Annotated in this window: 33 protein-coding genes; 31 read left to right on the top strand and 2 right to left on the bottom strand. The window is 60.4% G+C overall.

Annotated elements, in window-relative coordinates:
* The first annotated feature begins 2 nt into the window (after positions 1 to 2).
* A complete protein-coding gene (locus Poly21_RS14800; protein ID WP_146407732.1) occupies positions 3 to 983 on the top strand; it encodes a hypothetical protein in 981 nt (326 codons plus the stop codon).
* A gap of 199 nt (positions 984 to 1,182) precedes the next feature.
* Positions 1,183 to 2,073 carry a site-specific integrase gene (locus Poly21_RS14795; RefSeq protein WP_146407731.1) on the top strand — a complete coding sequence of 297 codons (891 nt, stop codon included), beginning with the start codon at positions 1,183 to 1,185 and terminating at the stop codon, positions 2,071 to 2,073.
* 224 nt (positions 2,074 to 2,297) lie between these two features.
* On the opposite strand, the gene Poly21_RS14790 is transcribed toward Poly21_RS14795, so the two are convergent.
* A complete protein-coding gene (locus tag Poly21_RS14790; RefSeq protein ID WP_302118970.1) occupies positions 2,298 to 3,293 on the bottom strand; it encodes a DUF4062 domain-containing protein in 996 nt (331 codons plus the stop codon).
* A gap of 64 nt (positions 3,294 to 3,357) precedes the next feature.
* Positions 3,358 to 4,161, bottom strand: a complete 804-nt coding sequence (locus Poly21_RS14785; RefSeq protein WP_146407729.1) for an Abi-alpha family protein — start codon at positions 4,159 to 4,161, stop codon at positions 3,358 to 3,360.
* A gap of 516 nt (positions 4,162 to 4,677) precedes the next feature.
* On the opposite strand from Poly21_RS14785, the gene Poly21_RS14780 reads away from it, so the two are divergent.
* The 29 genes from Poly21_RS14780 (at position 4,678) to Poly21_RS14645 (ending at position 26,862) form a co-directional block, all read left to right on the top strand.
* Positions 4,678 to 5,061: a helix-turn-helix domain-containing protein gene (locus Poly21_RS14780; protein WP_146407728.1), complete on the top strand. Its 384-nt coding sequence runs from the start codon at positions 4,678 to 4,680 to the stop codon at positions 5,059 to 5,061.
* Positions 5,062 to 5,150: 89 nt separating this feature from the next.
* Positions 5,151 to 5,804 (top strand): hypothetical protein, encoded by a 654-nt coding sequence (locus Poly21_RS14775; protein ID WP_146407727.1) that lies wholly within the window; start codon positions 5,151 to 5,153, stop codon positions 5,802 to 5,804.
* Positions 5,801 to 6,466 (top strand): hypothetical protein, encoded by a 666-nt coding sequence (locus Poly21_RS14770; protein ID WP_146407726.1) that lies wholly within the window; start codon positions 5,801 to 5,803, stop codon positions 6,464 to 6,466. Before Poly21_RS14775 ends, Poly21_RS14770 begins: the two co-directional genes overlap by 4 nt.
* Entirely contained in the window at positions 6,463 to 7,128 is a 666-nt protein-coding gene (locus Poly21_RS14765; RefSeq protein ID WP_146407725.1) for a hypothetical protein, read from the top strand. Before Poly21_RS14770 ends, Poly21_RS14765 begins: the two co-directional genes overlap by 4 nt.
* Positions 7,125 to 7,355, top strand: coding sequence for a hypothetical protein (locus Poly21_RS14760; RefSeq protein WP_146407724.1), 231 nt, complete (start codon positions 7,125 to 7,127; stop codon positions 7,353 to 7,355). Before Poly21_RS14765 ends, Poly21_RS14760 begins: the two co-directional genes overlap by 4 nt.
* Positions 7,348 to 7,614 carry a hypothetical protein gene (locus tag Poly21_RS14755; RefSeq protein WP_146407723.1) on the top strand — a complete coding sequence of 89 codons (267 nt, stop codon included), beginning with the start codon at positions 7,348 to 7,350 and terminating at the stop codon, positions 7,612 to 7,614. The genes Poly21_RS14760 and Poly21_RS14755 overlap by 8 nt, the downstream gene beginning before the upstream one ends.
* On the top strand, positions 7,583 to 8,290 hold the full coding sequence (locus Poly21_RS14750; protein WP_146407722.1) for a hypothetical protein: 708 nt from the start codon (positions 7,583 to 7,585) through the stop codon (positions 8,288 to 8,290). Before Poly21_RS14755 ends, Poly21_RS14750 begins: the two co-directional genes overlap by 32 nt.
* A complete protein-coding gene (locus Poly21_RS14745; protein ID WP_302118966.1) occupies positions 8,290 to 10,350 on the top strand; it encodes a terminase gpA endonuclease subunit in 2,061 nt (686 codons plus the stop codon). The genes Poly21_RS14750 and Poly21_RS14745 overlap by 1 nt, the downstream gene beginning before the upstream one ends.
* A 47-nt stretch (positions 10,351 to 10,397) precedes the next feature.
* The gene (locus Poly21_RS27570; RefSeq protein WP_302118965.1) at positions 10,398 to 10,655 is read left to right on the top strand and encodes a hypothetical protein; all 258 of its coding nucleotides are present in this window, start codon (positions 10,398 to 10,400) and stop codon (positions 10,653 to 10,655) included.
* Complete coding sequence (locus Poly21_RS14740) at positions 10,642 to 12,276, top strand: phage portal protein (protein WP_302118963.1); 1,635 nt, start codon at positions 10,642 to 10,644, stop codon at positions 12,274 to 12,276. The genes Poly21_RS27570 and Poly21_RS14740 overlap by 14 nt, the downstream gene beginning before the upstream one ends.
* On the top strand, positions 12,273 to 12,863 hold the full coding sequence (locus tag Poly21_RS14735; RefSeq protein WP_146407719.1) for a hypothetical protein: 591 nt from the start codon (positions 12,273 to 12,275) through the stop codon (positions 12,861 to 12,863). The genes Poly21_RS14740 and Poly21_RS14735 overlap by 4 nt, the downstream gene beginning before the upstream one ends.
* 39 nt (positions 12,864 to 12,902) lie before the next feature.
* On the top strand, positions 12,903 to 13,397 hold the full coding sequence (locus Poly21_RS14730) for a DNA N-6-adenine-methyltransferase (RefSeq protein ID WP_146407718.1): 495 nt from the start codon (positions 12,903 to 12,905) through the stop codon (positions 13,395 to 13,397).
* 90 nt (positions 13,398 to 13,487) lie between these two features.
* Positions 13,488 to 15,248 (top strand): phage major capsid protein, encoded by a 1,761-nt coding sequence (locus Poly21_RS14725; protein ID WP_146407717.1) that lies wholly within the window; start codon positions 13,488 to 13,490, stop codon positions 15,246 to 15,248.
* A 179-nt stretch (positions 15,249 to 15,427) separates the two neighbouring features.
* Positions 15,428 to 15,859: a hypothetical protein gene (locus Poly21_RS14720; protein WP_302118960.1), complete on the top strand. Its 432-nt coding sequence runs from the start codon at positions 15,428 to 15,430 to the stop codon at positions 15,857 to 15,859.
* Positions 15,860 to 15,963: 104 nt separating this feature from the next.
* The gene (locus tag Poly21_RS14715) at positions 15,964 to 16,293 is read left to right on the top strand and encodes a hypothetical protein (protein WP_146407715.1); all 330 of its coding nucleotides are present in this window, start codon (positions 15,964 to 15,966) and stop codon (positions 16,291 to 16,293) included.
* Positions 16,290 to 16,634, top strand: coding sequence for a capsid cement protein (locus Poly21_RS14710; RefSeq protein ID WP_146407714.1), 345 nt, complete (start codon positions 16,290 to 16,292; stop codon positions 16,632 to 16,634). The genes Poly21_RS14715 and Poly21_RS14710 overlap by 4 nt, the downstream gene beginning before the upstream one ends.
* Positions 16,635 to 16,729: 95 nt before the next feature.
* Positions 16,730 to 17,125 (top strand): hypothetical protein, encoded by a 396-nt coding sequence (locus tag Poly21_RS14705; protein WP_146407713.1) that lies wholly within the window; start codon positions 16,730 to 16,732, stop codon positions 17,123 to 17,125.
* A 4-nt stretch (positions 17,126 to 17,129) separates the two neighbouring features.
* Positions 17,130 to 17,489: a hypothetical protein gene (locus Poly21_RS14700; protein WP_146407712.1), complete on the top strand. Its 360-nt coding sequence runs from the start codon at positions 17,130 to 17,132 to the stop codon at positions 17,487 to 17,489.
* A 47-nt stretch (positions 17,490 to 17,536) separates the two neighbouring features.
* Entirely contained in the window at positions 17,537 to 18,052 is a 516-nt protein-coding gene (locus Poly21_RS14695) for a hypothetical protein (protein WP_146407711.1), read from the top strand.
* Complete coding sequence (locus Poly21_RS14690) at positions 18,045 to 18,578, top strand: hypothetical protein (RefSeq protein ID WP_146407710.1); 534 nt, start codon at positions 18,045 to 18,047, stop codon at positions 18,576 to 18,578. The genes Poly21_RS14695 and Poly21_RS14690 overlap by 8 nt, the downstream gene beginning before the upstream one ends.
* Positions 18,579 to 18,636: 58 nt before the next feature.
* The gene (locus tag Poly21_RS14685; RefSeq protein ID WP_146407709.1) at positions 18,637 to 19,503 is read left to right on the top strand and encodes a hypothetical protein; all 867 of its coding nucleotides are present in this window, start codon (positions 18,637 to 18,639) and stop codon (positions 19,501 to 19,503) included.
* Positions 19,504 to 19,573: 70 nt separating this feature from the next.
* A complete protein-coding gene (locus tag Poly21_RS14680; RefSeq protein WP_146407708.1) occupies positions 19,574 to 19,831 on the top strand; it encodes a hypothetical protein in 258 nt (85 codons plus the stop codon).
* A 3-nt stretch (positions 19,832 to 19,834) separates the two neighbouring features.
* Positions 19,835 to 20,581: a LamG domain-containing protein gene (locus tag Poly21_RS14675; protein ID WP_146407707.1), complete on the top strand. Its 747-nt coding sequence runs from the start codon at positions 19,835 to 19,837 to the stop codon at positions 20,579 to 20,581.
* A complete protein-coding gene (locus tag Poly21_RS14670) occupies positions 20,578 to 21,138 on the top strand; it encodes a hypothetical protein (RefSeq protein WP_146407706.1) in 561 nt (186 codons plus the stop codon). Before Poly21_RS14675 ends, Poly21_RS14670 begins: the two co-directional genes overlap by 4 nt.
* Positions 21,138 to 21,971 (top strand): hypothetical protein, encoded by an 834-nt coding sequence (locus tag Poly21_RS14665; protein WP_146407705.1) that lies wholly within the window; start codon positions 21,138 to 21,140, stop codon positions 21,969 to 21,971. Before Poly21_RS14670 ends, Poly21_RS14665 begins: the two co-directional genes overlap by 1 nt.
* On the top strand, positions 21,968 to 23,086 hold the full coding sequence (locus Poly21_RS14660) for a hypothetical protein (protein ID WP_146407704.1): 1,119 nt from the start codon (positions 21,968 to 21,970) through the stop codon (positions 23,084 to 23,086). The genes Poly21_RS14665 and Poly21_RS14660 overlap by 4 nt, the downstream gene beginning before the upstream one ends.
* Before the next feature lie 80 nt (positions 23,087 to 23,166).
* The gene (locus Poly21_RS14655) at positions 23,167 to 24,003 is read left to right on the top strand and encodes a hypothetical protein (RefSeq protein WP_146407703.1); all 837 of its coding nucleotides are present in this window, start codon (positions 23,167 to 23,169) and stop codon (positions 24,001 to 24,003) included.
* A gap of 132 nt (positions 24,004 to 24,135) precedes the next feature.
* Complete coding sequence (locus Poly21_RS14650) at positions 24,136 to 26,346, top strand: hypothetical protein (RefSeq protein ID WP_146407702.1); 2,211 nt, start codon at positions 24,136 to 24,138, stop codon at positions 26,344 to 26,346.
* Positions 26,347 to 26,448: 102 nt separating this feature from the next.
* Positions 26,449 to 26,862 (top strand): hypothetical protein, encoded by a 414-nt coding sequence (locus Poly21_RS14645; RefSeq protein WP_146407701.1) that lies wholly within the window; start codon positions 26,449 to 26,451, stop codon positions 26,860 to 26,862.
* The last annotated feature ends 23 nt before the right edge of the window (positions 26,863 to 26,885 follow it).

Below are 26,885 nucleotides of genomic sequence, written 5' to 3'. Positions count from 1 at the left end.
GGATGCCCGATCCATTGCTCTATTGGAAAGCGATGGGTATTGCGACGGCCGCTAGCGCGGTCGTCGTACTGGCAATATTGTCGCTGAGACGGTCGGCGAGCGAAGTCTGGTGCAACGCGGCGTGCGTAATTGGAATTGGATCCGGGCTCGCCATCGGAAACGCCGTTTTGGATCTCAACCTGTCGTGGCCCCCTCGCAATGGTCTCGATCGGTTGTTGATGATTGTAATTCCTGCGGTGCTCGGGATTGAATTCATGGCAGGATTCAGCCGCGTCCCGCGTGTTGCCGCCTGGCTGTTGCGAATCAGCCTATCGCTGGCGACCCCGCGAATTCTGCTCCACGGTTCTGTCTATTTGAGCACTACGGCGGATGACACAGCCTCCCGAGCTTGGATAACAATGGTAGTCAGCGGCCTCGGGCTGACCCTCGTATGGGGCTTGCTGTCCTGGCTGGCCAAGCGAAGTGGCGGACTGTCCATCGCTTTCGCACTCTGCCTCGCCATTCAGTGCAGTGGTGTGGCGGTCATGCTGGGCGGCTATATCAAAGGAGGTGCCGCAGCGATTCCGTTTGTGGCGACGCTAATGGGTGCATCGCTCGCGCTGCGCGCGGTCACAACATACACACCCAATCGCGTCAAGATTGACCATGCAGATAACCACGTCGCGGAGGGGATTGTTGGAGTCGGCGTGGTAAGTTTGTTCAGCCTGCTGTTCATCGGTCGTTTCTTCGGTGAGATTTCGACCGGCCCAGCGATCACGATGCTGCTCGCGCCATTACTATGCTGGACAACAGAGCTCCCCCTCCTGCGAAATCGAAAACCGTGGCTGGTCGCATCCCTGCGATTGGTGATGGTCGCGATACCGCTACTGTTCGTACTCATCGCGGCAAAGCAAAAGTTCGACCGTGAGATGTCTCCATTGCTGGCGATCGTGGTAACAACTGGGTTCGCCCACGAAAAAAGGGCTCACCGAAATAGACGGTGAGCCCTTTAAAAGGCAATGAATTGCAGTCTTTTTCAAATGCGGCCGAGAGGACTCGAACCTCCACGGGATTAACTCCCACTAGGCCCTCAACCTAGCGCGGATCGTCGAGCAAACTCGATGCAGGCAATTACAATAGTGGGGCAGAAACAGGACTTCGCAGTACTGCAGGGAGGATTTCAGTTTCAACCGGAGCGAACTATTGGACCTGCTAGCGGACGTCGTCTCGCGATACGAACTGCAAACCGAGATCTCAAATTCTTACGCCTATCAACTCCGCTATGCCCTGACGCGGTTCGAGCGATTTCTGAGGCGGGCAGCGACCACGGCCGATCTCACCGAAGGTACGGTCAACCGTTGGTTGAAGCACGAACGAGACGTTGGCGAAATCGGCGATCGCAGTCGGGCCAACGTCCGAACGTCGCTGCTGACGCTCTGGAAGAAGTTCGGGCAAGGCTTGAATCGCGAGAACGTGAGATCGGTTGCGGTCACTCCCAAGAATCCCGAAGCGTGGGCGTTCGACGAACTCGAGCGTGTAGCCGAGGCCGCGAGCAAGGTTGACGGCTACCTCACAAACGGCTTACCTCGCGGCCTCTACTTTTCAACGTGCCTCTGGTTCGCGTATGAGACCGGACTCCGACGAAGCGACGTGTGGCGGTTCAACTTGAGTGAGTTCGACGGCAATCGCCTGGCTGCCATGACGCAACATAAAACGAAACGTGTTCACGTAGTAACAATCACGAGCGAAACGGAAACGGATCTCAGGCGTCTATCATCGAGGCTTCAAAGTGCAGGCGACAAACACGCCCAAACTCCGCTAAGATGGCCGCAAAGCGAAACCACGTTTTATTACTGGATGAGGCGGGCCAGGGAATTAGCCGACGTGGAACCCGAGAAGCGAAACCGTGCCCTGCAGCACGTCCGGAGAACCGGCGCGACTCAGGTCGAGAGCGAGGGCGGCTTAGCATGGCGGTTCCTTGGACATTCACGCCAAGGATTGGACCGCAAGAGCTACGTCGACCAACGCAAGGCTGTTGCCCCCATCACCCCACAGCGTCAGCGAACCCATGGACAAAGTTCAAAGAGAGCGTGAACGATGCTTGCAAATCGTCAACCAAGCAATCCAAGACAACGAGCAAAGAGCAGTCCGAGCCGTGCTTACTCGCATTATCAACGAGATTGCGAAGCCACGCCTCGGCGATGAACTTCCAACAGACGAGCTGACGTCGGGATAGTGGAACAGGCTGGTTTGCTCATAAAACGTTCGGCGTGAGAAACGGCATTGGTCTTCGAATCGTGAAAGTTTACATTTTATCTTTACTCGGTATCGTCGTCGCTATCGTTGTAATCGCGTAAATAGCGAGTCTGAAGTTCCCAAAAAGCTTCCGTCGCGCGAGTTGCACTTGGATCCATCAAACTATCCGCGAGTGCTTGTTCTAAACCGAGTTTTTCCAAGAATGATTCGAGCGAAACTGACATCTCAAATTTATGGAACATCTCTTCGGGCAAGATGTGTTCGCGGAGAGAAATTTCGCTCAGCTGGAGAAGAAACTGAATAAAGTGCTCTTGCCAGAAATTTCGAATTCTCGATTTGCGAAGTCGCTCGTGTTGCTCAGAAATGATTGCATCAGACGTTTCCGGCTGGATCGTTTTAATCATTGCCTCGCTGTACTTTCGAAGAACTGAGACGACGTTGCGTAGGTCCGAAATTTGTCCACTCAAATCCTCAATAGCTTGGTCAGTGCTTGACTTTGCTAGGTGCTCTGCAAACAGCCCTGCCCACTGATCGCGAAGCCATGTGGAGATGTCCTCGAAATTTTCGAATCCACGGATGAAATAGTTGCGGCCCGGCGAGTGAAGATTGTCAAGCAGATGAAACACATTGATGCTATCCACGTATGCGTACGCTATTGCGGTGTTCTCCCGATTGCGTTTGAACGTCTCGAACTCGGCAAGGACGTTTTTGTCGACAAAAATGAAGACAGGCACGTTTCTCCCACAGGCGGTTTCATACTCCTTGCGAGTGATTGAGATGAATCGTTTGTAGTGCTCTTCCGATTCCGTTGATTGGTTTGCGTCCTCGCCGGTCGCTGCCGAACCATATCGACCGCCGACAATCAGAACAAGCATGTGGCATGTTCCGATTTCTTGGTAGCACGATTCGTCCAATGGTCGCATTGGATTAAACGCAATATCTCCGCTTTCGAACAAGACCGAATCGTATCCCATCGACTGGATGAATGCTTCAAGGCTCGCACGAATGTGCTTGAGATCGTAATAGGTAGAGCTAACAAAAATTCTCGGCTTTGCCATGCAAAGTGTACTAGTTTGGGAAAGTAAACAACGAACAGGGAGTGCGAATGACCTCTGATTGGATTCAACCGAACTCGCCGCTCTGGGGAATTCCATCGCTCGCGAAACCGTGCGATTGGGTGGTCGGTGCTTGTCGCTCCGTGCACGATGTGGCAAACCACAGTCCAAACCTAGACAATCGAACCGACATGCGGCGTAGGTGCGTGCCTTCTGGGACCGTGGTGTCTGGATACTCTTCGGCGATGTCTCGAAAAAGAATCGTTACAATGCTCTTCGTTGCTAAGTTCTGCACAAGTGTGAGGTGGTGCGGGTATCCGTGGTAATCCTCAGGTTGATAGTTCGAACCCAATTGTCGATAAACGATTCCAGTGTTCCTGTCTTGAATTATGTCTGTGAAGTGGTCTTCGGCTGCCAGCGACGTAATCAATTTTGCTTGAAGCGGACTGAGACTTTGGATAATAGCAGGGAATTCAGGGCTCAGCTCGTCAGCTTCGTTGACATCGATAGCACGCGACATCAATTCTTCGAACATTGTCATCAGTGGACTGTCATCTCTTATGAATGCGATTGCCTCGATCACTGGTTTAGCGATTTCCGGGGGGGCATCCCTTTGCCGCTCCTTTGGTACCATGTTGCTGATTCGCTCGCAGAATGAAACTAAGCGAACTTGAAGTACGGCTCCGATTTGAAACGGCGCTGCGATAAGATGAATCGTCTTCAGGAAGTCTTCCGACAAACTGCCTAACTCACGCATAGATGGCGATAATGCGTCATCATAAATGCGTTTGGCGACTTCCGAGTTTATTACCTTGCCTGCGCCCGTCAGATCTCCAATCAACGGCCCCTTGTCGGGTTCACTTTGATCCATATTCAAATTCTCCTTTGAATGCCAGTTCCCGCCGTGCTTAGGTGTTGAGGTTTCTGAGGTGTTTTGCAAGGTTTATCAGCGAGAAGTAGCCTTGCTCTCGTACTGAGCCTAACGCAGCTCAATCGTATCCTTCGGGCATTCTACACCCCCAATCAGGTGAGGGTCTACGCAGTGAGGAGAGCTAAGCCCCAAAGCCGGCTTAGCACTCCTCGCTGCTCCGCCTGTTTTCTTGGTGGGCGGCTGGCCTCGAAACCGAGGCGTGTCCCAGGCCAGCCGCCCACGATAGAACCATACAGTGCACCGGAACACGGCCCGTCAACCGCCGCCCGGCCGCCCGATGGCTAGCGGGGCCCCCCGGCCCGAGTGCCCTGGGGGGCTTCGCCCGGCTATCGGGTCGATTTTTTGCGCACGCTCCGCTAAAATCCCGAGTAAGTAAGTTTGTTTGTGGACTCGGGGTGAGGCTTGAGTTCGGATGTAACCACCCCGAACTAGCCGGCTTGTCCGGCCAAAACACTTATGCGCGAAATGGTTCTGCGTTTGCTGGCGAACGGCGAACGTCCGGTCGAGATCGCTTCTCGACTGTCGGTCTCTTATTGGGCCGTGCGGAAGATTGCCCGGGAATCTGGCCTCAACTATGACGGCAAGCATCTGACGCCCGAGGAGAAAAAGGAGATCAAGCGGCTCCGCGAGCTGGAAGGATTGCCGATTCGGACAATCGCAACTCGGATCGGCAAGTCGAAATCCGCCGTCGGCAATGTCACACGTCGACAATTCTTGAAGGTACAGGACCAGGGCGGCACGGTCGCTCGGCCCGAATTGCTGAAGGCCCCCAAGCGATGCCCCCGGCATGGGCTCATGCGGTTGTGGCCATGCGTGGCCTGTCTGGCGGATCCGATCTGATCATCACCAACCCGGACACGCCGGGATGGGGCTACACCATCTAGAAACTATTGGTCTGTGACCGCCGCGTTTCTCGATGGGTGCACGAAGTGACAAAACAGAATTCTAGGCTGACTGGACTGCGTTCGGTTGCGATTTGCTTGCTAGCCGTCGGCTTTTGCGTTGCGGTGAGCGGTTGCGATTCTTCGGAGAGTATCCAGGAGTACCTGCCGCTTTTGGAGATCACCGAATCGCCGGTGGCGAACCTGCCGACCGAGCTGCGGCCGTACAACTGGACCGACTCGGGCGGGTCGGGGAGCTGTGTCAATGCGAGTCAGGTCTACAACCTCACGTGGGTTGGCATGCCAGAGCTCGCCCAATGGTGGCGAGACAACACCGCCGGCGGCGAGACGGACACCAGCATCCGCCGCCAAACGGACGCGGTCGGGTTGGATTACTACTCAACCAATCGAGCCGACATGGGCTTTCTGGATTGGTGCACCGCTACCCGGCGATCGGCCTTGATTTGGCATTGGCCAAGGCACTGCGTCAACTTCGTCGGGTTCGGCACCGATCCGTATCGACCAACGGATCCGACCGAATACGCCTGGCTGTGTGACAACAACCGCCCAACTCACTACATCCCCGTCGAGCGTAACAAGTTCGCGAGGGACTGGGATGGATACGGCGGATTCGGATTGGCATTGGCAGCCCCGCCGGTTCCCCCACCACTCTTCGACGCAACTCTTAGGAGCACCAAATGATTCCGAAACTGTTACTCACCGCATCGCTGTTGCTCGTCGCAGCCTTGGGATGCGACTGCAAGCAACCTCAATGTGACGGCCCTACATGCGATCCGTTCGCGCTCGGTCAAACGTTCTACTCGTCGCCCCATAACGACAGCACCACTCAGGCAAATGATACGAGCGTCAATCTCGTCGCGCTGCATGAGACCAAGAACGGAGGTTGCCCAACCTGTCCCCAGGCACGGCCGACGCCTAGCTACGCGTCCACGCAGTACTCCGGAGGATTCAATCTGAATCCCGGGGAGAGTCTGTTGTGGGTGCAGCCGTTGTCGGAATGCCGACCAACGCCACAGGCGACAATGCCACGGCCGACTGCGTCCACGCCGCCGTGCCCCAGCGGGAATTGTCCGCAGCGGCCGATCCAGAAGCCTTTTGAGCCGGACGACGTCAAGGAAGGTATCTTTCGCTGTTCGATGTGTGGGAGGGCAACCGTCGGCCGGGAGTGGCATGAACTATGGACGGATGATCGAATCTCGCTGACGTGCATGTGTGAACAATGCTGGCGAAACGCATCGCCGAAACAGATCGAATCGACCATCCGCAACTACGCATCGAAGGCGGGCATCAACGTGCGATCCGCCACCGTCCAAGCCGTTATCCGCGAAGCGAGCGCCCAATGATCCGAGCAATCCTAGCATTCGCGATCCTCGCGATCGCTGTGTCCATCGCATCGGCTCAGCAATTGCCAGATGACTCCGGGAAGTATCACCTCATCGTGGTCACATCCGAGTTTCCGATGACTGCTGACGAAACGTTGGTCGCCAACACGGAGACTCACCCGCAGCTCTCTGCGATCCGTGCGCGTTGCAAGTCCTTCCTATTCAAAGTGAACGACCCGCTCTATCAATCCCGATACGCGTCCGCTCTCGGCATCACGAGCCTGCCCAAGGTCGCTCTCGTGCGATCCGATGGCGGCGTGCTCTACAAAGCCAGCGGCCCGGCCACGTACGATCCGGATAAATTGGCGGCTGATCTGATGGCGGCCGCCAGAGCCGACCGAGCCCAGAATCCCCGGCCGGCAGACGGGCGCAACGCCACGGCAGACTGCCCGACGTGCCCCTACCAACCTCAGCCGCAGCCGTCCCGCACGCCGATCTTTCGACCTGGCGAGCGGCCAAGCCTCATCCCCGACACCGTCAACGTCAACACCGAAGTCGCAATCCCGCAGTCTGTCTATCTCGGAGCAGCCGTGATCGGCACCATCCTGATTGGCGGGATGGCGTTGGTTGCGATCGCTGGGCTCGGCGTCGGCATCACCATCCTCGTCAAGAGTTTCTCATGATAATCTTCGTTGCTGCGTTAGCGTTCTGTGTGATCGCCTGCTTGATTCTCTCAGCGTTCTTTGCGTGTATCGGCATCTACTTCACTCGCAAAGCTATCACCGGCCGCATCCAATTCATGGAAGCCAAAGATTGGAAACGCGTCCGCCGGCGTCTCAACGACTCGCACGAGGAAACGCAAGTCGCCGTGGCCACCGATCATCTACGCGGTTTGCTCGCTGATGAGTAGTGAAGCTCGATCGCACGCCTGGCCTGCACTGCAGGCCAGTGCTAACGCCCTCAGTACCGTGATTGCGATCGTCGCAATTGCGATTGCAAGCTGGCAATCGTTTGATTGCCGATCGCTCGACGAACGGATCGAGCGACTCGAAAACCAATCCCCTCAACCCATCGTCTGGCCACCCGGCCAAAACACCGACCCAGTGCCATGGTGGCGACATCAAGGGAGATTGAACCGTGGCGAAGCGAAAATCGGCGACAGCGACTAAGCCGAAGCCAGTCAAAGCCACCAAGGCGAAGGCCACCACTACACGGGCAACCGGCCGCGATCGCACACGCCGAGCGTTAACGGCCGCCCTGCGTCTGCACGATGGCGAGAAACTCACGCAAGCCGAAAAGCGTGATCTCACTGCCCATCAAAAGCAAACCCGCAACGAGATCGCTGGCGAGCTGCTCGCCGCGATCCCCAAGGGTATTTACTGCCAAATGGCCGGCCGCCAGCAACGCACTATCGACGAGCAAGCCGACCGGTACGACCTGCCGATCGACGGGCCCACAATCGATCTATTCGCGGCGATCAAGTCCTATCACGATTTGATCACCGCCAACGCCCGCGTGATCCGTGCGGCCGACGATGCCGAGGCGATCACGGCCGGCGACGTCGACGAGATGACTCACGCCGAGCTGCAAATGCTCAAGATGCGAGAGGAAATCACCAAGCTACAACGCGGCAACGAAAGTCTCGCGATCAAGGTCACCAAGGAACGCGGCGATACCATTGACCGGAGCGAACTCCGCCACCTGCTCGGCTGGCTATCGACTCGCCTCGAGGGATTCGGCCAACAACTCCGCCGATCCGACGGCGGTGAGGACGCTCAAAAGTGCCTCAACGAATTCATCGAACACCTCGCTGCCGAATGCGAATCAGGTGTCCTCCAAGTCTAATGGTCACGATCGCACAAACCGCATTCGCCGAGGCCCTGCGCAACGGCAAGAGTTCACCGCCTCGATCGTTTACCCAGTGGGTCGAGTCCGAGCTGATCATTCCCGACGGCCCCCACGCTGGCGAGCGTTTCCGCATCGAACGACAACCCGCGATCCGGCTCTGGCTCGACGCCGTCGACGATCCCCAGTGGCGATCGCTCGTGTTCACCGCCGTCACTCAGTTCGGCAAATCCCTGTTCGGCTATGTCTCGCCGATGCTTTACCACGCCTGCGAACTCGGCGAGTCGCTCGGATTCTGTGTGCCCTTCGCCGACATGGCCGACGACAAGTGGCAAGCCGACGTGAAGCCGCCGATGGTGGCCTCTCCACACCTCCGCAAGCTATTGCCCACCCGTGGCTCCGGATCATCGGGCGGTACCGTCCGCAACAGCATCATGTTGGCCAATGGAGCCATGCTCAAGATCTTTTCGGCGGGTGCCGACGATGCCGGCAAAGCAGGGTTCACCTGCCCCACGATCGCACTCACCGAGGCGGCCCGATTCAGCAGCGCGGGCGGAGCCTCCGTCGAAGCCAACCCGCTGCGCCAAGTTCGCGGCCGCCAACGATCCTATCGCCGCGAGAAACGCCGCGAGTACATCGAAGGCACGCTCACGCTGCAGCACGAACTGCCCTGGACGCTCCGCGAATCCTCCTCACGGTCCGAGATCGTCGCCCCGTGCCCGCACTGCCGCTCATTCATCGCCCCCGGCCGCGAACACCTGGTCGGTTGGCGAGACGCTCACAGCGAGATCGCAGCGGCCAATGCGGCGACGTGGATCTGTCCATCATGCGAGAAAGCGATCAGCGAGGCCCAGCGGCACAAGATGCTGCACGATGCGATCCTCCTGCATGCTGGTCAAACGGTCGATAAACGCGGCCGCGTCAGAGGCCCTCAACCCGAAACCACGCGTCTCTGGTACCACGCCAAGCCGTTCGTCAATTGTCTGCTGTCAGCATCCGACATCGCCAGCGAGGAATGGCTCGCCGCACAGATCCCCGAGGACACCTCCGAGCGAAACGACGCGGAAAAGGAACTGCATCAATTCGTCTGGTCCAAGATCTACGAACCTCCGCGCGAGGAGGGAGCCATTGAGATCAGCCGCGACACCATCACCTCACGCGGTATCGAGGTCGGCCGCGGCCAGCTCCCCGCCGACGTGCAACTCGTCGCAACTGGATACGACCTCGGAAACACCACCGGCTGGTACCTCACACTCGCCTCACGTGCCGACGGTCGCCTGCTCATTGTCGATTACGGCAGCTTCGATATTCACTCCGACAAAGCCCGCCCCCGCGAAGCGATCAGAGCCGCCCTCACCGCTCAACTTCCCTACCTCAACGCGGGTTATCCGATCCTCGGCGGAGGCAACCTCCGCGCTCATCAGGTCTGGGCCGACGCCGGCCACGAACGCAAAGCAATCTGGGATTTCACGCGTGATGCCAACGAAAAGCAATCACTAAAGCAATGGATCATCGCCTGCCGAGGCCGGGGCGAGACGCAAATGCAGGAGCGGAAATATACATGCCCAACCAAGAAGGCCGGAGCCGTACGCCAGATCGCTCACGATCGATCCTGGTACGTCGAGTTTCTCAAAGATCCTCGCTGTTTCGAAATCCACTGGGACGCCGACCGCTACAAATGGCTCGCCCAGCACGGCCTGACGCTCCCGCTCGATCGACCCGGGGCGATCGCTCTGCACGCCGGCCCCGAGAAAGGCCACCGCACACTCGCACGTCACTGCTGTAACGAGCAACTGGTTCACGAATTCGTGCCTGGCGTCGGCGCAAGCCAAAAATGGATCCGCACGGGAGCGAACCACCTGCTCGACTGCCTGGCCGAATCCTATGCCGCCCTCTGCCGCCTCGGCTATCGACCGCCCGTCGCCAAACTCGACGAACAACCCGATGCAGACAGCCCGAATTCTGAAGGAACCCCCGAGCCCCCACGACCGGCCCCAGTCCCACCGCCACTGCCGGACGCCCAGCGTGAGAAGATCCGCAACTGGTTCGCGAAACAATGATCGGCACCAACCCGGACAGGTAACCCCGACGCACAACCATACGCGTCATGCCTGACCTCTATCAAACCATCACCGACAAAGTCTTCGAGGCGATCGAAGCCGACGAAGCCGGCGACGTCGATCGCGCCCTGCAGCTCATGCAGCAGGCTCAGCTCGCGCTATCCGTGTTGCCCGATGGTAAGAACGAAGACAGCGAAATGTCATTTGATCGCGAATCGATCTCGCGAGCGGTCAGCGAACTCAAACGCAAACGCAACGCTAAATGTGGTGTTGTCACCCAGGAGATTCGGCGTGTCCGCGGCTAAACCAATCGATTCGCTGTCCTGGTCGATCGACGTCTCTCAGCACGGCGCAGTGCCGAGGCAATCCAAGTACACGGCCCCGGCGGTAGTCGAGCGTTCCCTAGACGGCTCGGGTAGCGCGGTCGCTCCCCTACCCGCCGGGGCCAATATTATTCAACGTCGTTGGGACGGCGCCCGGACCGATCGACTCAACGCCGATCACTGGGCCGATGCACTCGGCCACCCGATCGACAGCGAGCTCGCGTTTGATCTGCCTACGCTCCGGGCTCGGTCCGCTCACGAGTACCACAACAACCCCGACGTCGAAGGTATCGTCGAAACCCACTCCACCGACATCGTCGGCCCGGAAGGCCCGAGCCTCGAGGTAATCAGCGACGACGCGTCCTACAACAAGCGGCTCGAATCACGTTGGAATGAGTGGACGGAGATCTGCGACCACAACGGCGAAATGCACCTCGACGAGATCCTGCGGTTGTGGGTTCGCTCGATCTGGCATTCGGGAGGTTGGTTCGGTCAAGAAACCAACGACGAAACCGGATCCTCATTCCCCGCGATGTTGCGGTTGCACGACGTACACATCACGCGTCTCGAAACGCCCTGGCACATGCACTCCGACCGCCGCGTCTCGTTCGGCGTCCGTCGGACTCGCTCCGGCCGCCCACTCGAGTACTACGTTCGCCAGCCGGATTATCTCGGTCCCTACCAGTACGACACCGGTGAATTTGAAACGCTGCCACCGGACCGAGTATTTCACGAATTCATCCGCAGCGAATCCGGCCAGAACGTGGGTTATCCGTTGCTAGCGTCCGCGCTGCCGGTCATCGCCCAGCTCCGCGACTACGATCAGTCTGTGCTCGACGCAGCACAGCTCGCCGCAGATAAGTCCGGCTGGTTCGTCAACTTGAATCCGGACGGCGAAAAGTTCGAGCCTGAAGACGCTGCGTCGATGGAAGTCGCGTTCAAGCGTCAAGTCAGCCGCGCAGCACCTCCGGGTTGGGACTATCGCAACGCCGATGCCACGCATCCGACGAGCAACTACGTCGAGCATCGTCGCGAGCGTCTGGCCCAGCTCGGTCGCGCCGCCGCGATTCCGCTGATGCTGATCCGTCTCGATTCATCCGACCACGGCTACGCGTCCGCTCGCTTCGATCATCAAGCCTACTGCTGGCACATCAAGAGCTGGCAAAAGTGGCTGCGTAAGAAAGTGCTCAACCGTTTGGTGAAAGCACTCGCCCGCGAGCTCTCTCTCGCCGGCGATCTTCGACGCCCCCGCGGTGAAGTCAAATTCCTATGGAACTGGACACCGCCACCGCAAGGCGACCCGGTCAAGGAACGATCGGCCGAGCGGATGGGACTGCAAAACCGAACGCTCACTTTCGCCGCTGCCTGCCGCGCTCAGAACCTCCAGGAAGAGGACGTGATCGCGTCCTGGAAACGCACGCTCGACCGCTTCATTGAGGCTGGGTTCACGCGTGACGAGGCGATGGCGTTCATGCAATCCGGACCCGGCAAATCGGCTGCGCCCGGAGGCGGCAAGTCTGGCCCCGGTGCACGCGTCCCCAACGATGCACGGCCCGGCAACAACCCCGCTAATCGCCCCCAGTCGGAGAAATCCAAACGATGAGCCGAATGAACATTCTGCGTGATCACGCTCTCCGGTCGAACGCCGAAAACCTGCGACGAGCCCGACGCAGTCCCACCTGGTTCAGCCGCGCCGCGACAACCAACCTCGACACCGTCGACCGCGAGAACCGCACGATCAACGCCGTGATTGCCACGGAGAACCCGGTCGTGTTTTACGACTACGGTTCTCGACGTGTGATGCGTGAAGTACTCGTCGCCGCCGGCGGCCGCTTGTCGCCATGGGTGCCACTTCTAAACTCCCATCAATCATGGGATCTGCAGTCCTCGCTCGGCAGCGTGCTCGAATCGAAGATGATCAAGGCCGAGATCACCGCGAGACTGCAGTTCTCATCCACGGCCGACGTCGATCCCATCTGGCAGCGAGTCCGCGATGGCCACCTCCGCATGATCAGCATCGGCGGCCGCCGCCTCACCTTCACCGACATCGAGCCCGGCCAATCCGCCGAGATCGCCGGCCGCCGCTGGGTCGCCGGCAAGCAACCTTTGCGAGTCACCACGCAGTGGATCCAACGCGAAGCCAGCGTCGTGATCTTCGGCGCCGACGGTGGAGCCTCCACTGACATCTAGACGTTCACTATCCAGCACCGTGCTATTCACCTAGGAAGTATGACGAAACCGAAAGCCCCCAAGACTCACACCTCGATTCCAGCAACAACTGAAGCCCCCAACCCAAAGGACGAATGCTACACGCCCGCATGGGTGTTCGATGACTTGCAACTGCAGTTCTCAATTGACGTTTGCGCACCTGCTGGTGGCTCGCCTCATGTTACGGCCGACCAATATTTTGCATTCGCCGACGACGGTCTCACAGCCGACTGGGGCACCGGGCCGGTCTGGATGAATCCACCGTACAGCAAGCCTAGGCCATGGGTTGAAAAGTTCACGGAACATCGAAACGGCATCGCGTTGGTTCCGTTTTCCAAAGGCAAATGGTTCGAAGAATTATGGGACACCGACGCGGTCATGGTCTGCTGTCCCACCAACATCAAGTTCATTAAAGACGGCAAGCCACACGGGATATTCATGCCGACCGTCTTCGCGGCATTTGGCCAGGAGTGTGTCGACGCACTTTATCGTTTGCCTGGCCGCGCCCGCGAGTAGCCACCAACCCGGACACGCCCAAAAAGCAGCCCACCATTTCTTCCGCTTTGCAAACTCGCATCCACCACACCGCAAACGGAAGTCTCGCACATGGCCTACGCTGCCGCACAAATGAGTTACCTCGTCGACCTCGGCATGCGTCCCGATGCTGACGACGCCACCGCCGAAAACTTCAGTCGCTCGCTGTCCCCTCACGAGGAAGCGGAGTTTGAGCGTATCGGCTACGAGACCTCGGCCGATGAGGGCGACGACATCGCCCGCGGTGACGACGATGGCTCCGGAGCAGACGATGGCACGCCAGGCGATGACGACGCCGACCCAACCTCGCCGCCGATCCAACGCGATGAGAACGGCCCGCTCCCTCCCGTCGGTGGGGCCAATGGCGATAACGTCAGCGACATCGTCCGTCGCGAAATCGCCGCTCACGACGCCGCCCGCCGCGAGCGACTCGATTTCATCCGCAGCGAAGCCGGCGACGACATCCCGAACGACCTCGTTCAGCGAGCGATGGCCGAAGACTGGGACCAATCTCGCGTCAGCCGCGAATTCTTGCGGGCCCTTCGCACCCGCCCCAGTGCCGTTCCTGCTGGCTCTCCCGCCGGCCATGTTCGCTCTCACGGATCGAGCTGCACGCTCGAAGCCCTGCAGGGTGCGATTCTCTTGCGGCAAGGCTTTGAGCTCGACAGTCCCATCTTCGCCCGTCGCGAAGCCCGGGCAGTGCTCAGCCGATCGAACGTCCGCGGCGAGTGGATTACTCGCATCGCATCGGGCAACGGAACCGCCGGCGGGAACAGCACCGACGAACGGTTCCTGCGTGCTCGCGACGAAGCCCACCGGTATGAAGGCCGCTCCCTGCCGGATATCTGCCGCGAGGCCCTCCGGATCTCCGGCCGCGACGTGCCGTCCCACGATGACGACATGATCCGCCGCGCGTTGTCCACCGCCACGCTCGACGCCGTGTTCTCACCCAGCGTCAATATGCAAATCATCGCCGCTTACCTTGGCGTTGAAGATACGACCGCTGGATGGACCAATCCCACCGACGTTCGCAACTTCAAGACGAACGAACGCGGCCGCCTGACCAAAGGCAGCGGCATGAAGAAGCTCGCCCGCGGTGGCACACCGAACCCGATCGAGTTCTCCGACGAAACCGAGAAATACAAAATCGCTCGGTACGCTGGCAAATTCGAGATCTCCGAAGAGGACATCATCGACGACTCGTTCGGTGCCTTGTCCGAGCACACGCCGCGCGAACTCGGCGAAATGGCGGCCGAGCTGAAACCGAACCTCGTGTTCGCGATTCTACTGGCCAACGCCGCGATGCGTGATGGCACCGCGTTGTTCCATGCCGACCACGCCAACTTGCTCGCCTTAGCACTTGACGCTGCGGGGGTCGACGCTGCCAAGGTCGCGATGCGAACGCAGACCGAGAACGAACGGAACATCCGCAACGCCATGCGGTTCCTGATCGTCCCCGAGCAGCTCGACTTCAAGGCTCGTCAATTGATGGCATCGGCCGAACTGCGAAACGCGGCTGGCACCGGCCCCGAAGGCACGGCCAACCCACTGCAGAATCGGTTCACCGTCGTCAGCGATCCACGCCTGGACAACGGCGTCGTCGATCCCGACACCGGGACCAAATACAACGGTTCATCGACGCAGTGGTTCGGTGCTGCGGCCGCTGGTTCGAATTCGATCGAGGTTGGTTACCGAACCGGTACAGGCCGGGCCCCACGGATGACGACCTACATGTTACCGGGCGACCGCTATGGCATGGGTTGGAAGTGCGACCTCGACATCGGAGCCAAAGCAATCGATTGGCGATCGATGGTCAAGAGCACGCCTGCGTAACTCACGCGTTCATCTAGCGGCGAGCCTCACTGGCTCGCCGCCATTGTCCGTCGTCGTGACCAGTGGCGGCGGTTGTGGACCTCACGCCCACCGCCGTCACTGTCGCGACTGCTGGACCGCCGACACCCGCAACTCTCATTCCACCTCTGCCAACCACAATCCGCCTGCAGGCCCTCATCATGCTCACCGTCATCGCCACCCGCGACTTCCGATCGTCCGTTGGCCTGCACGTCGCCGGCACGATCGTCGCCACCATCGACACCCAACTCACCTCTGGCGAACTCGCGTCCCTGCTCCGCACCCGATCGGACATCGCCGTCGAATCCGACGCCGATGACGAAACCGCATCGCAGAGCGAGACACCGGATCAATCAGAGACTACCGACAACGATCAAGACGGCGAGGAACACGTCGACCCGATGGCTCGATCGCTCGCCGACCTGATCGAATCGAAACCGGCCAAACTGCTCGCCGAAAACGACCCATCGATTACGACCGTCGGCGAGCTCACCGCCTGGATCGCGTTAGGCAACCGCCCCAGCCAGATCAGCGGCATCGGCCCCACAACCGAAGCCGAGATCCTAGACGTCACCGGCATCACCCTCACATAGTCGACCGACGGCTCCGCCCATCGTGAGTCCCGCCCGATTGACGCTTCGCCCGAGGCGTCCATCACCCCTCACCACCCGCACTCATTCCCCTTCGCACTGGCCCCATGAAAGACTTCCTCCCCCTGGTGTTGTTTTGCATGGTATGTGCGTGCCTGTCGCTCGCCTGCGTGATCGGCGCTGACTACCTCGTCGCCATCGACACCCACGCGGTGCCCGAGTTCCGCGTCGATCAGCTCCCCGAACCTCCGAGCTACCACAGCCCCACTGATCACCACATGCTCTGGGAATGGCTACAAATCGCCGCCTGGGTATTCGGTGCCATCCCCGTCATCGGCTTTGTCGCCGCCGTTTGCGTCACTTGCGACGAACCCTGCAACGTCCGCTCTCCTGACCCGCCCCCCGCCCTCCTGAACCCTGTAAGGTTTGATCGATGACCAAAGTCCTTTACCCCGCCGGATCGGCCCAAATCCCATCGCCCAAAGATGCACCCAAATCGGGCGAAATGCTCAGCGACTCAGCCTACGGACCGATGGTTGTCGAAGGCCTGAACCTGAGCGACGTCAAAACCGGCGATCCGCTCTGGGTCAGCCACGGCAAAGGCAAGACGGTGGAAGTTCCCGCCGCCTCGGCCACCACGTTCGCCAAAGCCGCGACGATCGAGTTCAAGAACTCGACCGGCCTGGCCGTTGCTGACGCCGCCGGCGACTTTGACATCGGCAAGGCCGCGGCCGCGAAGACCGCCGGCCAAACGTCCGTCAAGATCGTCATGGGCTAAGCAGCCTCCAGCGAACGCCCACGAGCTGCTAGCTCTCCTCGCGACCGCTAGCAGCTATCACGAAAACCGCTTCACCAAGTGATCCAAGTCAAGTCATGCTAACTCTGCCGATCTCACCCGAGCACTTCCACGCCATCGCGATCGCCGGCAAACCGGCCGCCAAGCTACGTGATAAGCTCAAGGTGGGGAAACGTCGCATCGACTTCACCGTCCGGATCCACGGCGATCTCGTCGTCAACGCGGACGAAACGAAAGCCGCGACTAAATCCATCCCTGCCTCCGAGCTGCTCGCCGGAGTACTCGCGCACTTCGGCCCCCGCAAACGCAAATCGATCGTCGACGAGATCCTCGCCGCTCGCGCCGCCAAGGGTTACAAGATCGACGAAGCCGCCAACGATGAAGCCGCACGCCTGATCCGCGAAACCCAGATCCATGGCACCGCCACGCGGCGCGGAGCCGTCACCGGCAAGCTCACCGCCGAGATTGTCTAACCGCATGCCATTGCACTCCGCCTTCGCCGCCGTCGCCTCCACGCTGCACACCCTGCACGCCTCCCCATCGTCGGTCACGATCACCCGCATCGGAGACACCGCCACGCCCACCGACGCGACCATCTACCGCGAACGAGCCGCCCGTCAAAACGCCTCTGCTGGCGATCGCCAAACCCGCTGGACTCGCAAGATCATCCTCGCCCGCGACGCGGCCCCCGTCCCGGTCGGCAGCGTGTTTGCGATCTCGCCTCACGTTTATACCGTTGACCACGTCTCCACCTCCACGGCCAACGGCACCCAAACCGTCACCGGTTCCCGCATCGCCGCCGCCACGTCCACCCGCGACAACTACTACCGACGATAGTCGCCACCAACCCGGACACCCGCGCACCGCTGCCAACCATAGCGGCCATGCCAATCCTACCCAACGGACCGATGCACGCCGCCGTCGAAGCAATTCGCCAAGCGATCGCCGACTGCCACTACTGGACCGGCAACACTTACATCGACGCCCTCCCACGCCCGGCATCGGGCGGCCTCTACACCGTCAACGAGCTCGCCACCGCTCGGCCCTTCGCCCTCATCCAGCAAGCCCCTGGCGACGGTTGGGACTGCGAATCGAAAACCGCTGGCGGTGACTGCTACATCGCCCGCGGTCATGTCCGGATCTCGTTCGAATTCCCTGTCCCTGATTCCGTCCTCACCGACTCCGCCCTCGGCCTCTACGTCCTCACCCAAGTCGGCCGCGTCATCTGGACCGGCGACCTCAACAATCCCGGCCTGCTCGATCTCTCCGGACAACCGGGTCGCCCCTACATCCGCCGTGTCAGCGTCGGCGACTACGGCCGCGTGCCACCCGAGGACGTTAAAGACCTAGGCGATTTCGTCGCCGTCGACGTGGATCTGTACTGGGGGAACGATGGATAAGTCGCTCACCCTTCGTGCCCGCTACATGACCGTCACGATCACGAATCGTGGCAAAACACCACGCAGCGTCCGCAAAGCCTTCAACGCCGCCTCGAAAGAAGCGTGGCGTCAAACCGCCGTCTACTTTCACGAAAACCTCCGCGACCAACGATTCACCCCCGAACACGCCGAGGCTGCCGGCTACACCAAACGCAAAGGCCAGCTCCAGCCACCCGGCAGCAAATCGTTTCGCAGCTCCTACTACGGCCGAAAATACCGCAGTGAACGCGGAGGTGGCGAAGGCAAAGCCAACCCGCTGCAAAACACGGGCGAGACCCGCCGCGCTGTCGCCACCCAATATCGCATTAGCTCGACCAGCAAGGGCGGCCGCGTCTTCTACTCCGGCGCACGAGTTTTCAACTTTCGCCAACCCACTTCCCGCGTCCGCATGAACGACGAATTCTCCCACCTGCTCGAAACAGAACGCGTCCAACTCGGCCGCATCTACGACGTCGCACTCGACCGCCTCCTCAACGCCACCGAATAGCACCCGCCCGCTGCGTTTCACCCGTCACCACTCACCACTCACCACTCAAACCTCACCCATGTTGCATTCAGCCTACTCCGTCAAACTCGGTGACACCGTCCTCGCTGGCGTCACCCGTCTCGACTCGCAAACTAACCCCGAGGTCGAAGCCGAAGTCGGCATCGGATCGCAGTTCCCACAATTCGCCGTCGTCCGCGCCCTCAAACCGCGGATCGCTTTCCAATCCCGTGCCATCGCCGCCGCTCTCACCGCCCTGGGCACCACGGGCGCCGCGATCACCGCTCTGAATAAACTGCTAGCCAACTACGTCGAACTCGAGAACGGAGCCCCCAGCAGCTCCGGCATCGGCTACACGCTCGACAAAGGCCTCATCTTCCCGCGTCAGCTCACGGTATCGCATCGAAAAGACGCCGTCCTCGACATCGACTCCCGCTCGATCAGTGCCGACGGCAGCACCGCGCCGATGACCTTCGGCGCCGCCACGATCGGCACGCTCACCCGCGACAACCTCCGCCACACGCTCAAGAGCGTCACCGTCGCTGGCGTGACCTTCGACTGCAATACCGACGTCACCATCGACTTCGGCATCAACGCCGACACCCTCGGCTGCAACAGCAATATCTACGACTCCCACGTCACCCAGGAAGGCGGCGTCACGCCCACGATTACGGTCACCACCCAAGACGTCGCCAAGCTCTCGCAGCTCACCCTCGACGGCAAACGCGGCGACGTCGTCATCGTGCTACGCCAGTACGATCCCTCCGGCATCGGCTTCGAAGCCGACGACACCAACGACATCACGCTCACCGGTAAAGGCATTTCCAACTTCACGAACCTTACCGGCGACGGCAACGGCATCGCGACTGGCCCCATCAAAACCGTCTGCGACTGGGACGGCACCAACGCCCCGCTGACGATCTCTTGAGCCGATGGCCGTAAGGCCTCCGGTACCGTCCAACATCATCCATCGCCCCACTCCAACCCGAACCACCGCCATGGCCAAAGCCACCCCCGCCAAACAATCCACCCCGCCCGACGCCCCCACCGACATCGAGCTTGCCTCGACCGCGCTGCGCAACATCACCGGCTGCGGCTCCATCGAGCTCGCCCGCAAGCTCGCCGCCCTCGACGAGCCCACCATCAAGCAAATCGCCACTGCCGAGCAATCAAACAAACGCAACACCGTCCCCAACATCCTCGCCGCCCATGCGGCCAAGTCCAAAGCGGCTTCCAAAAAGGCCAACGGCAAATAATTCATGCCTGTGTTCGACAACCTCATCGCCCGCTATTGCCCCACGATCGACGACTCCCCGTCTGATCTCGTCGGCTCGTTCGATGGCACCTACATCGGCAGCATGGGGACGGTCGTCGACACAGGGCACGGTGGCGAACGCGTCTACTTGTTCGACGGCTCAAACGATCGCATTCAAATCCCTGGGTTGTACACGTCCGACGGCTCAGACGACTTTCCATTCACCGTTGCCATGTGGATCAAAGCCGCCTCGCCATCGTCCTCACAAACCTGGTTTGGAAACTACAACGGATCCGGCAGTGGGTTCTCCATCGGCACGTACGCCAGCCTGCTGTACGCCGGCATGCGGAGCACCGACGGCGGCTACGCGAGCATCCGGGTCAGCGTCCCCTACGCGTTCACAACCTGGAAACACGTCGCGGTCTCCTACGACGGTTCCACCGATGCCTCTGGCATCAAGGTCTACATCGACGGCGTCCGTCAAACCGAGACCGACGCCAGCGAGATGAGCTATGTGAAAATGTCGGCGATCGCGGCCAATATCAACATCGGTTCGCGAGCCTACGACCAACGCTTTGCCGGTCGTCTCGACGACATCATGGCTTTTGACCTCGATAAATCTGCATCCGACCTCGCCGACATCTACTCCGCCGGCCCGGGATACATCGACCCCGCCCCAGACCCACCTCCGTCCGTCCCCACCTCCACACCCCGATCACTCTTCAATCTCGGGAGGCTTTTCGCAGCATGATGATCGACGCTATCCAGTCCATCGCCGGTTACGACTCCATGACGCCGGCCCAAATCGCCGATGCTCTCGCCGAAATCGTGCTCCGCGCTGAATCGTTTGAGACATTCAACTCGCTCACGCTATCTCTCGACAACGACGTGATGCTCGTCGAGACGATGGTCGCGGCGATGCGATTGGCGGGGCTGAATGCCTCGGCCGATTCACTGACGACGCGTGGAATTGATTTCGGCTTGCCCGCCGTGCAATCGATGGTCGACGTCCTCGCGACCAGTGCGCCGGAGACTTTCACCGCCCCGATCGTCGCCACACTCAAATCGCTCGGCCAGCAAACACGCTGGGCCAGTCACGGCGGGACTGGCGAGCCACCGACCGCGCAGGCTGTGACCGACGCCATGGCGGAAAACGCGGCCAGCCTTCGCGAATCGTCTCGGCTCGCGGCGCTCAATGATGCGATCGATGCGGTCCGGGTAAGCGTCAATCTATCGGACGAATCACTGACAATCGCTGAGCTGCAATCCGCGGTCAACGATGCTCTTGCTAATGGCTGGAGCGAATAATGGCCACCGTCACACTTGCTGCGAATGCGAACTACTCGGCACTGACGGTAGCCGATGGCGACACCATCGAGTTAGCCGGGTACACACTTACGCTGGACGTCAACCCGGCGGAAATGGATGTCACCGTACAAACCCCCGGGGCGGCCGGTAAAATCGCTCTTGGGGCTCCCCTAGTGTACGACCTGCCCGGTTGGTCACTCATTGCAGGCACTGGCCACATGCTACCCACCCTCGCAGTAGATAAAACGGTAGGTGGCCAATGGTACGGGGGCACCAACGGATCCAATTCCTGCGGAGTCTACGTGTGTCAGGGTACCATCCGGGGTGGGGTGACCGGGGGACCGAGTCCGGGTTCTAGTGGTTGCTACGTCACACAGGGGACCATCGAGGGCGATGTGCGTCCAAACGACACCGTAGGGGGGAGTTACGGTATCTACGCCAGCGACGGGGTCGTATTGGGTGATGTATATGGCGGAAGCATCCCAAACGCCCAAGGGATATCGCAAAACAGATCCGTGGTGACCGGGAAGCTGGTAGGGGGCTCCGCCGCAAGCTCCTATGCGATAGGAAACAACTCGGGGTCAATTTTAGGCCCAGTGTTAGACGGCGTCGCCCGTGCAATAGGGTACAGCCCGGGTAGGGTACTGGTATTAAATGGGCGGGATTGTGAGGGGATCATCCCATCCACTGTCAAAACCATTTACAGCATCCTGGGCCCCATCAACCCTCTAGCATACGTCACCCCCGGAACTGAAATCATCGTCCTAAGCGGTAACGCTGACGCCGCTTTGCGTCTCGGCAACCGACTCGCCCAACGCGGGGTAAACCTATGATCATTGCACCATCCATTGCCCCCCGCCTCTGGTTCCACGTCCTTGACGCCGACAGCCTCCCCGTCGACGACCTGGCCACCGCCGACATCAGCGCGGCGGCATACGTCACGATCACCGCTGGCGTCCGCTCGTCCGCCGCGACGATCACCTTGGGAGCCAAGGTCGCCGACACCGCCGCCCACGCGACCGGCCAGCTCGTGACGATTCACGCGGACGACGGTTGGTACGCGATCGATGCCCCAGCAGGGGCTGCCCTCGCGACTGCCGACTACGCCGAGCTCGTCGTTACGCTCGACGACGGCACGCGGTTGCTCTATCCAACATTGCACGCAATCGAGTCTGCTGTGATTGTGCCCGGATCGTCGCCCGCCTGCTCACTCTACCCGGTCCCGAAGACCGGTCACTCCATCGTTCCGATCCACATTACCGGCGGCAATGGCGCACCCATCACCGATCTCGACTTCGAGACGCCTGGCCTGTCGATCGAGTACAAACTCATTACCGAGACGAGCTACACCGCGATCACCCTCGCCAATGCGATCGAGGGCACCTACACCGATGGCGGATTCGTGGCCGAGGCGGCCGGCGGTGGATGGTATCAACTTGGACTGCCCGACGATGCCAAGGTCGAAGGCAAAACGACACGTCTGCGAGTCAAAACGGCCGGTAACGAATACGTGTTCGGCACGATCTACACTCCGATCACTGTCGCCTCCGGCTCTCCCGCTTCCCCCGACTTCACCGGTATCACCGCCACCGGTGGCCGCATCACCCTCGACGTCAAACAACGCGACGACTACTCCGCTACCGACGGTCGCGCGTTCACTTGGACCGTCACCCAACCCGGCATCGACTTCACCGACGGCGACGTCGTCATCGGGGCCGCCGGCGGCCGAGCTGCCGGCTACAGCACCGACGAAGTCGCCGCCACCATGACACTCCGCGACAAAGCCGTCGGCTCAGCCACCGTCCAGATCGAATTCACCTCCGCCCAACTCGACGTCCCCGCAAAGACCTACCCCTTCGACGCCCACGTCCTCGTCGACGGCCGCCGCGTCACCACCACCGAAGTCACCCTCAACGTGCTGCCCAAATACGCCGACGCCGCCCCATAGGGATTTCCAGCCCCGATAGGGCCGACACGCCCACTCCACCAACCCGGACACTCCCACGCCGCCCTCAACCATAGGCGGCCATGCCATACCTCTACTTCATCGCGTCCTGCAAATTCGCCACCCCCGCGATCCTCCGCGCGTCCGGCCTCGACACCCTCTTGCGCAAACCGCTCACCCGCGAGACCCTCGCCGGTCCCGACGGCAAAGCCGGCCTGTTACTCAAACAAGCCGAACTCGGCGCGGACCTGACCGCGTCCGGTGACATCAAATGGCACCCGCGAAATGGAGAAAACACCTACGTCGCCATCGACCCCAAATCGCCACCCACCCCCGCCGATCTCGCCCGCGACACCATCCTTCCCGGCATCAAGCTCCGCCTTGGCGATGGTCACGACTACGTCATCCCCCAGCTCCGATCCTTCGACGCCGACCAACTCGACGGCCCCTTTGGTTACGCCTGCAACCTCGACCGCGAACTCACCCAAGACGCGAACACCGGCGACCTTGTTCCTGGAACAGTCGTCCCCGAATACCGCGACGTCTGGGAGACCGCCACTCGCATCGGCGACAACCTCCTGCAGCAACTCACCGCCCCCGGCACGGCCGCTGCCGCCAACATGCGCGACAGCGACATCTACCAATTCGCTGCCCAAATCCTCGGTCTCAACTATCGCCTGCAGGCCCCCGAGATCGCCCTCTCGAAACTGTTACGAACCAACACCGCCATCCAGATCATGCACATCGCGATCGACTGGGAAACCCTGAGGCAGAACCTGGGAAACCGCCTACGCCGAGCCAACCTGCTCGGCACCCACTCAACCGACTCCACAGCATCCGAAACACCCAATACCGAATCTGGTGCAACGCCGCCGACCGAGGCCTCACCCATCCCTACCGCCCCACCATCGCCGAGCTAATCCTCTGGCACCTCACCTGACTCGCCACCGATAGCAGCAACCACAAAAACACGAACGACACGAAAGTAAAACCGGCACTCGCTTTCGTACAGTTCGTGTTTTTCGTGGTCAAACTCCAACTATCAACACGACATGACAACAGTCATCACCCTCACCGGAGACGAAGCCGGCCTCCTGCGAGCGCTCGACAACGCGATCGCCAAAGAGAAAAAGCACGAAGACCAACTCAGCAAAACTGCCGCTACCGGCAAGAAGACCGGCGACTCCCTCGAGCACGATTTCGACCAAGTCGCCGCGTCCAACGATAAAGCCTTTGCTGGCATCCTCCGCGACCTCCGCCGCGCTGGTCCGGAAGGCCGCAAAACCGCCGCCGAGCTGCAAAAGCACTTCGCCGCCACCGGTACCGCCGGCTACAGTTCTGTCAGCAGCATCATCGACCGCCTCGGCGATCTCGACCCCGCTGCCGCGGCCGCTGCCGAAGCGATCACGCAGGAACTCAGGGAGGCCGACGAGAAAACCAGGTTCGACAAATCCGAGGCCGAACTCAAAAAGCTCGGACCGGCCGCCGACGACGCAGCCAAGGCTGGCGAGCAATCCTTCGCAAACTTCAGCAAGAATGCAATCGCGTCCATCGGCGCCGTCGCCTTGTCCTACGTGGGAATCGACAAAGCCGTCCAGAGCGTCACCGCGTACCTCAAAGATCAGGAGGATATTCTCGACAGCGCACTCGCCAAACAACTCCAGCTGGCGAAATCTCAACAGGAAGCCGCCAAGAACCTCGCCGGCCTCTCCGTCGTCCAGCGCGATGAACTCCTGCAGAAATCCGTGCCCCAGATTGCCGCCCAAACCGGTTTTTCCGACCTCTCACAAATCACCACCGCGATCGGCGCCGCCGTGTCCCGTGGTGCCACATCCGAGCAGGCGGCCGAGGCGGTCAAGCAAGCCGCCCGGATCGACATCAACACCCCCGACAGTCTCGACGAGACCACCGCCGGTGCCGTCGCTCTGCAATTGCAAACCGGCTTGACGGACATTCGCCAAGCGATCGCTCTCATCGAAACCACGGGCACCCAAGCCGCCATCGTGGACCCCGGTGCCCTGATTGAATCCCTCCCCAAGGCCGTCGGCTCCGCCGTCGCCACCGTCCGCAATCAGGATCGCGAGGAGGCATCCCGCGAGGCGGCCGCGTTGTTCGCACAGGTCACCCAGGGCGGCAACGATGACAAGGGAAACTCCTCGGCCACGTTCGTCACCGATCTGACCAGCCGCCTCAGCAAATTCTTCACCGGATTTGAAGACGAGCTAATCGACGCCCGATCGCGTATTCAAAACTTCGATAAGAAGATCGCCAAGGGCAGCGACACCGAGGCCGATCGCCGCGACCGTCAACGTCTCGTCGAATTCGTCGAGGTCGGACAACGCGTCCAGCAACGATCCGCTGGCACGTCGGCATTCGAAACGCTCTCCGGACGAATCCAAACGATCCAAGCCAACCCGGAACTCGAACGCCAGCTCGTCGGTGAAGGCTTCGGCGAGAAACAATTTCAAACCGTTCTCACGGACATCTTCAACGCCCAGAGCGACCTTGCCCAAAACTTCAACAAGTCGTTCGAAGTCATTCAAGCCAATACGGATTTCTTCGAACGCGAAGCCGCCCAGATCGCCAGTGGCACGCCGCAACTCGTCCTAGCCAACTTCCTCAACAAATCGGAGGCCGGCAAGGCATCGTTCGAAGCCACCAACGTCGAAGGCGCGACACTTGCCGCAATTCGCGATCAGGTCGCCACCACGCTCAAGGAAACCCGCGACGGCGGCATCGGTGACTTCGTTTCATCATTCACCGACGAAACCGGCATTCGCTCCGGAGCACAGTTCCGCGGATCCACGGCCGCCGAAGAATCCGTCGACGCGATCAACACGCTGCTGGGCCGTCTCAAATTCATCGAACGAGACGGCATCACCACTGCGGAGCAACCGCGAGCCGATCGGATCAACCAACAAATCCAATCAGTCGTTGACATCATCGAAACACAGGGCGCCAACCTCGCCGATGGCTCACTCGGTGCCGCTTCCAATCGTGCCGACGAGCTCGCCACCACCTTCGCTCGAGCAGGCGCTGAATCCAACGCCAAATTCTTCAACGACCTCGCCCGCAAATTCGATCGAGTGGCCGACGCCATCGAGAAACAAAACGCCCTCGCCACCCGCACTGCCGACGCCACCGAATCCACCGCCACGGCCACCGACACCACCGCCAAGAACACTAAACCCAAACCCACCGACCCCAACGCCGCCCAACGCGCCCTCATCGCTGCCGACAACTCCCGCAGCCTCGCCCCCTGATCCCCAACTACGAACGACACGAAAGCACCCCGGCACTCACTTTCGTGTCGTTCGTGTGTTTCGTGGTCACCATCCGAAACCGCATGAATCACTGATCGCCCCATGTCCGCCCTCATCGGCAACATCGTTTTCGACCTCGTCGACCGCCCGTTCGAGCTCCCCAAGTGGTCGACCGCTGTGTTCGTGCAACCCGGCACGCAATTCACCGGCGTGCAAATGCTGCCGCCCACCGGTCGCCCCTTCACGCGCATTCTCACCCTCATCGACGCCGCGTTCGTCCTGCAGGCCAACCAGGACATCCAGACCAGCAAGGTCGGCTTCGCGCTCCCCGTCACCGCCTTCGGCGTCAACTACAGCCTCACCTACCGCCGCCTGTTCTTCGTCGCCAACGTCGAGATCCTCCAAGCCGAAATTCTCCCCCACGCATCCGGCCAAAAATTCGGCGTCCCCTACATCCACACCCCCGCCTCCCGAGTCACCTCCGCCTGGACCTTCATCACCGTCCCCCGCGACTAACAAAAACGTTAACCAAGAACCAC

The organism is Allorhodopirellula heiligendammensis (assembly GCF_007860105.1).
Classification (GTDB): Bacteria; Planctomycetota; Planctomycetia; order Pirellulales; family Pirellulaceae; genus Rhodopirellula; species Rhodopirellula heiligendammensis.
Note: the sequence above shows the minus strand (reverse complement) of the source record. Positions and strands in the feature narration are given on the sequence as shown.

Bases quoted from the DNA above. Each gene is read 5' to 3' on its own strand.
- Poly21_RS14800 (WP_146407732.1), top strand. From the start codon at position 3: ATGCCCGATCCATTGCTCTATTGGAAAGCGATGGGTATTGCGACGGCC.
- Poly21_RS14790 (WP_302118970.1), bottom strand. From the start codon at position 3,293: ATGGCAAAGCCGAGAATTTTTGTTAGCTCTACCTATTACGATCTCAAG.
- Poly21_RS14785 (WP_146407729.1), bottom strand. From the start codon at position 4,161: ATGGATCAAAGTGAACCCGACAAGGGGCCGTTGATTGGAGATCTGACG.
- Poly21_RS14780 (WP_146407728.1), top strand. From the start codon at position 4,678: ATGCGCGAAATGGTTCTGCGTTTGCTGGCGAACGGCGAACGTCCGGTC.
- Poly21_RS14770 (WP_146407726.1), top strand. From the start codon at position 5,801: ATGATTCCGAAACTGTTACTCACCGCATCGCTGTTGCTCGTCGCAGCC.
- Poly21_RS14765 (WP_146407725.1), top strand. From the start codon at position 6,463: ATGATCCGAGCAATCCTAGCATTCGCGATCCTCGCGATCGCTGTGTCC.
- Poly21_RS14760 (WP_146407724.1), top strand. From the start codon at position 7,125: ATGATAATCTTCGTTGCTGCGTTAGCGTTCTGTGTGATCGCCTGCTTG.
- Poly21_RS14755 (WP_146407723.1), top strand. From the start codon at position 7,348: ATGAGTAGTGAAGCTCGATCGCACGCCTGGCCTGCACTGCAGGCCAGT.
- Poly21_RS14745 (WP_302118966.1), top strand. From the start codon at position 8,290: ATGGTCACGATCGCACAAACCGCATTCGCCGAGGCCCTGCGCAACGGC.
- Poly21_RS27570 (WP_302118965.1), top strand. From the start codon at position 10,398: ATGCCTGACCTCTATCAAACCATCACCGACAAAGTCTTCGAGGCGATC.
- Poly21_RS14735 (WP_146407719.1), top strand. From the start codon at position 12,273: ATGAGCCGAATGAACATTCTGCGTGATCACGCTCTCCGGTCGAACGCC.
- Poly21_RS14730 (WP_146407718.1), top strand. From the start codon at position 12,903: ATGACGAAACCGAAAGCCCCCAAGACTCACACCTCGATTCCAGCAACA.
- Poly21_RS14725 (WP_146407717.1), top strand. From the start codon at position 13,488: ATGGCCTACGCTGCCGCACAAATGAGTTACCTCGTCGACCTCGGCATG.
- Poly21_RS14720 (WP_302118960.1), top strand. From the start codon at position 15,428: ATGCTCACCGTCATCGCCACCCGCGACTTCCGATCGTCCGTTGGCCTG.
- Poly21_RS14715 (WP_146407715.1), top strand. From the start codon at position 15,964: ATGAAAGACTTCCTCCCCCTGGTGTTGTTTTGCATGGTATGTGCGTGC.
- Poly21_RS14710 (WP_146407714.1), top strand. From the start codon at position 16,290: ATGACCAAAGTCCTTTACCCCGCCGGATCGGCCCAAATCCCATCGCCC.
- Poly21_RS14705 (WP_146407713.1), top strand. From the start codon at position 16,730: ATGCTAACTCTGCCGATCTCACCCGAGCACTTCCACGCCATCGCGATC.
- Poly21_RS14700 (WP_146407712.1), top strand. From the start codon at position 17,130: ATGCCATTGCACTCCGCCTTCGCCGCCGTCGCCTCCACGCTGCACACC.
- Poly21_RS14695 (WP_146407711.1), top strand. From the start codon at position 17,537: ATGCCAATCCTACCCAACGGACCGATGCACGCCGCCGTCGAAGCAATT.
- Poly21_RS14690 (WP_146407710.1), top strand. From the start codon at position 18,045: ATGGATAAGTCGCTCACCCTTCGTGCCCGCTACATGACCGTCACGATC.
- Poly21_RS14685 (WP_146407709.1), top strand. From the start codon at position 18,637: ATGTTGCATTCAGCCTACTCCGTCAAACTCGGTGACACCGTCCTCGCT.
- Poly21_RS14680 (WP_146407708.1), top strand. From the start codon at position 19,574: ATGGCCAAAGCCACCCCCGCCAAACAATCCACCCCGCCCGACGCCCCC.
- Poly21_RS14675 (WP_146407707.1), top strand. From the start codon at position 19,835: ATGCCTGTGTTCGACAACCTCATCGCCCGCTATTGCCCCACGATCGAC.
- Poly21_RS14670 (WP_146407706.1), top strand. From the start codon at position 20,578: ATGATGATCGACGCTATCCAGTCCATCGCCGGTTACGACTCCATGACG.
- Poly21_RS14665 (WP_146407705.1), top strand. From the start codon at position 21,138: ATGGCCACCGTCACACTTGCTGCGAATGCGAACTACTCGGCACTGACG.
- Poly21_RS14660 (WP_146407704.1), top strand. From the start codon at position 21,968: ATGATCATTGCACCATCCATTGCCCCCCGCCTCTGGTTCCACGTCCTT.
- Poly21_RS14655 (WP_146407703.1), top strand. From the start codon at position 23,167: ATGCCATACCTCTACTTCATCGCGTCCTGCAAATTCGCCACCCCCGCG.
- Poly21_RS14650 (WP_146407702.1), top strand. From the start codon at position 24,136: ATGACAACAGTCATCACCCTCACCGGAGACGAAGCCGGCCTCCTGCGA.
- Poly21_RS14645 (WP_146407701.1), top strand. From the start codon at position 26,449: ATGTCCGCCCTCATCGGCAACATCGTTTTCGACCTCGTCGACCGCCCG.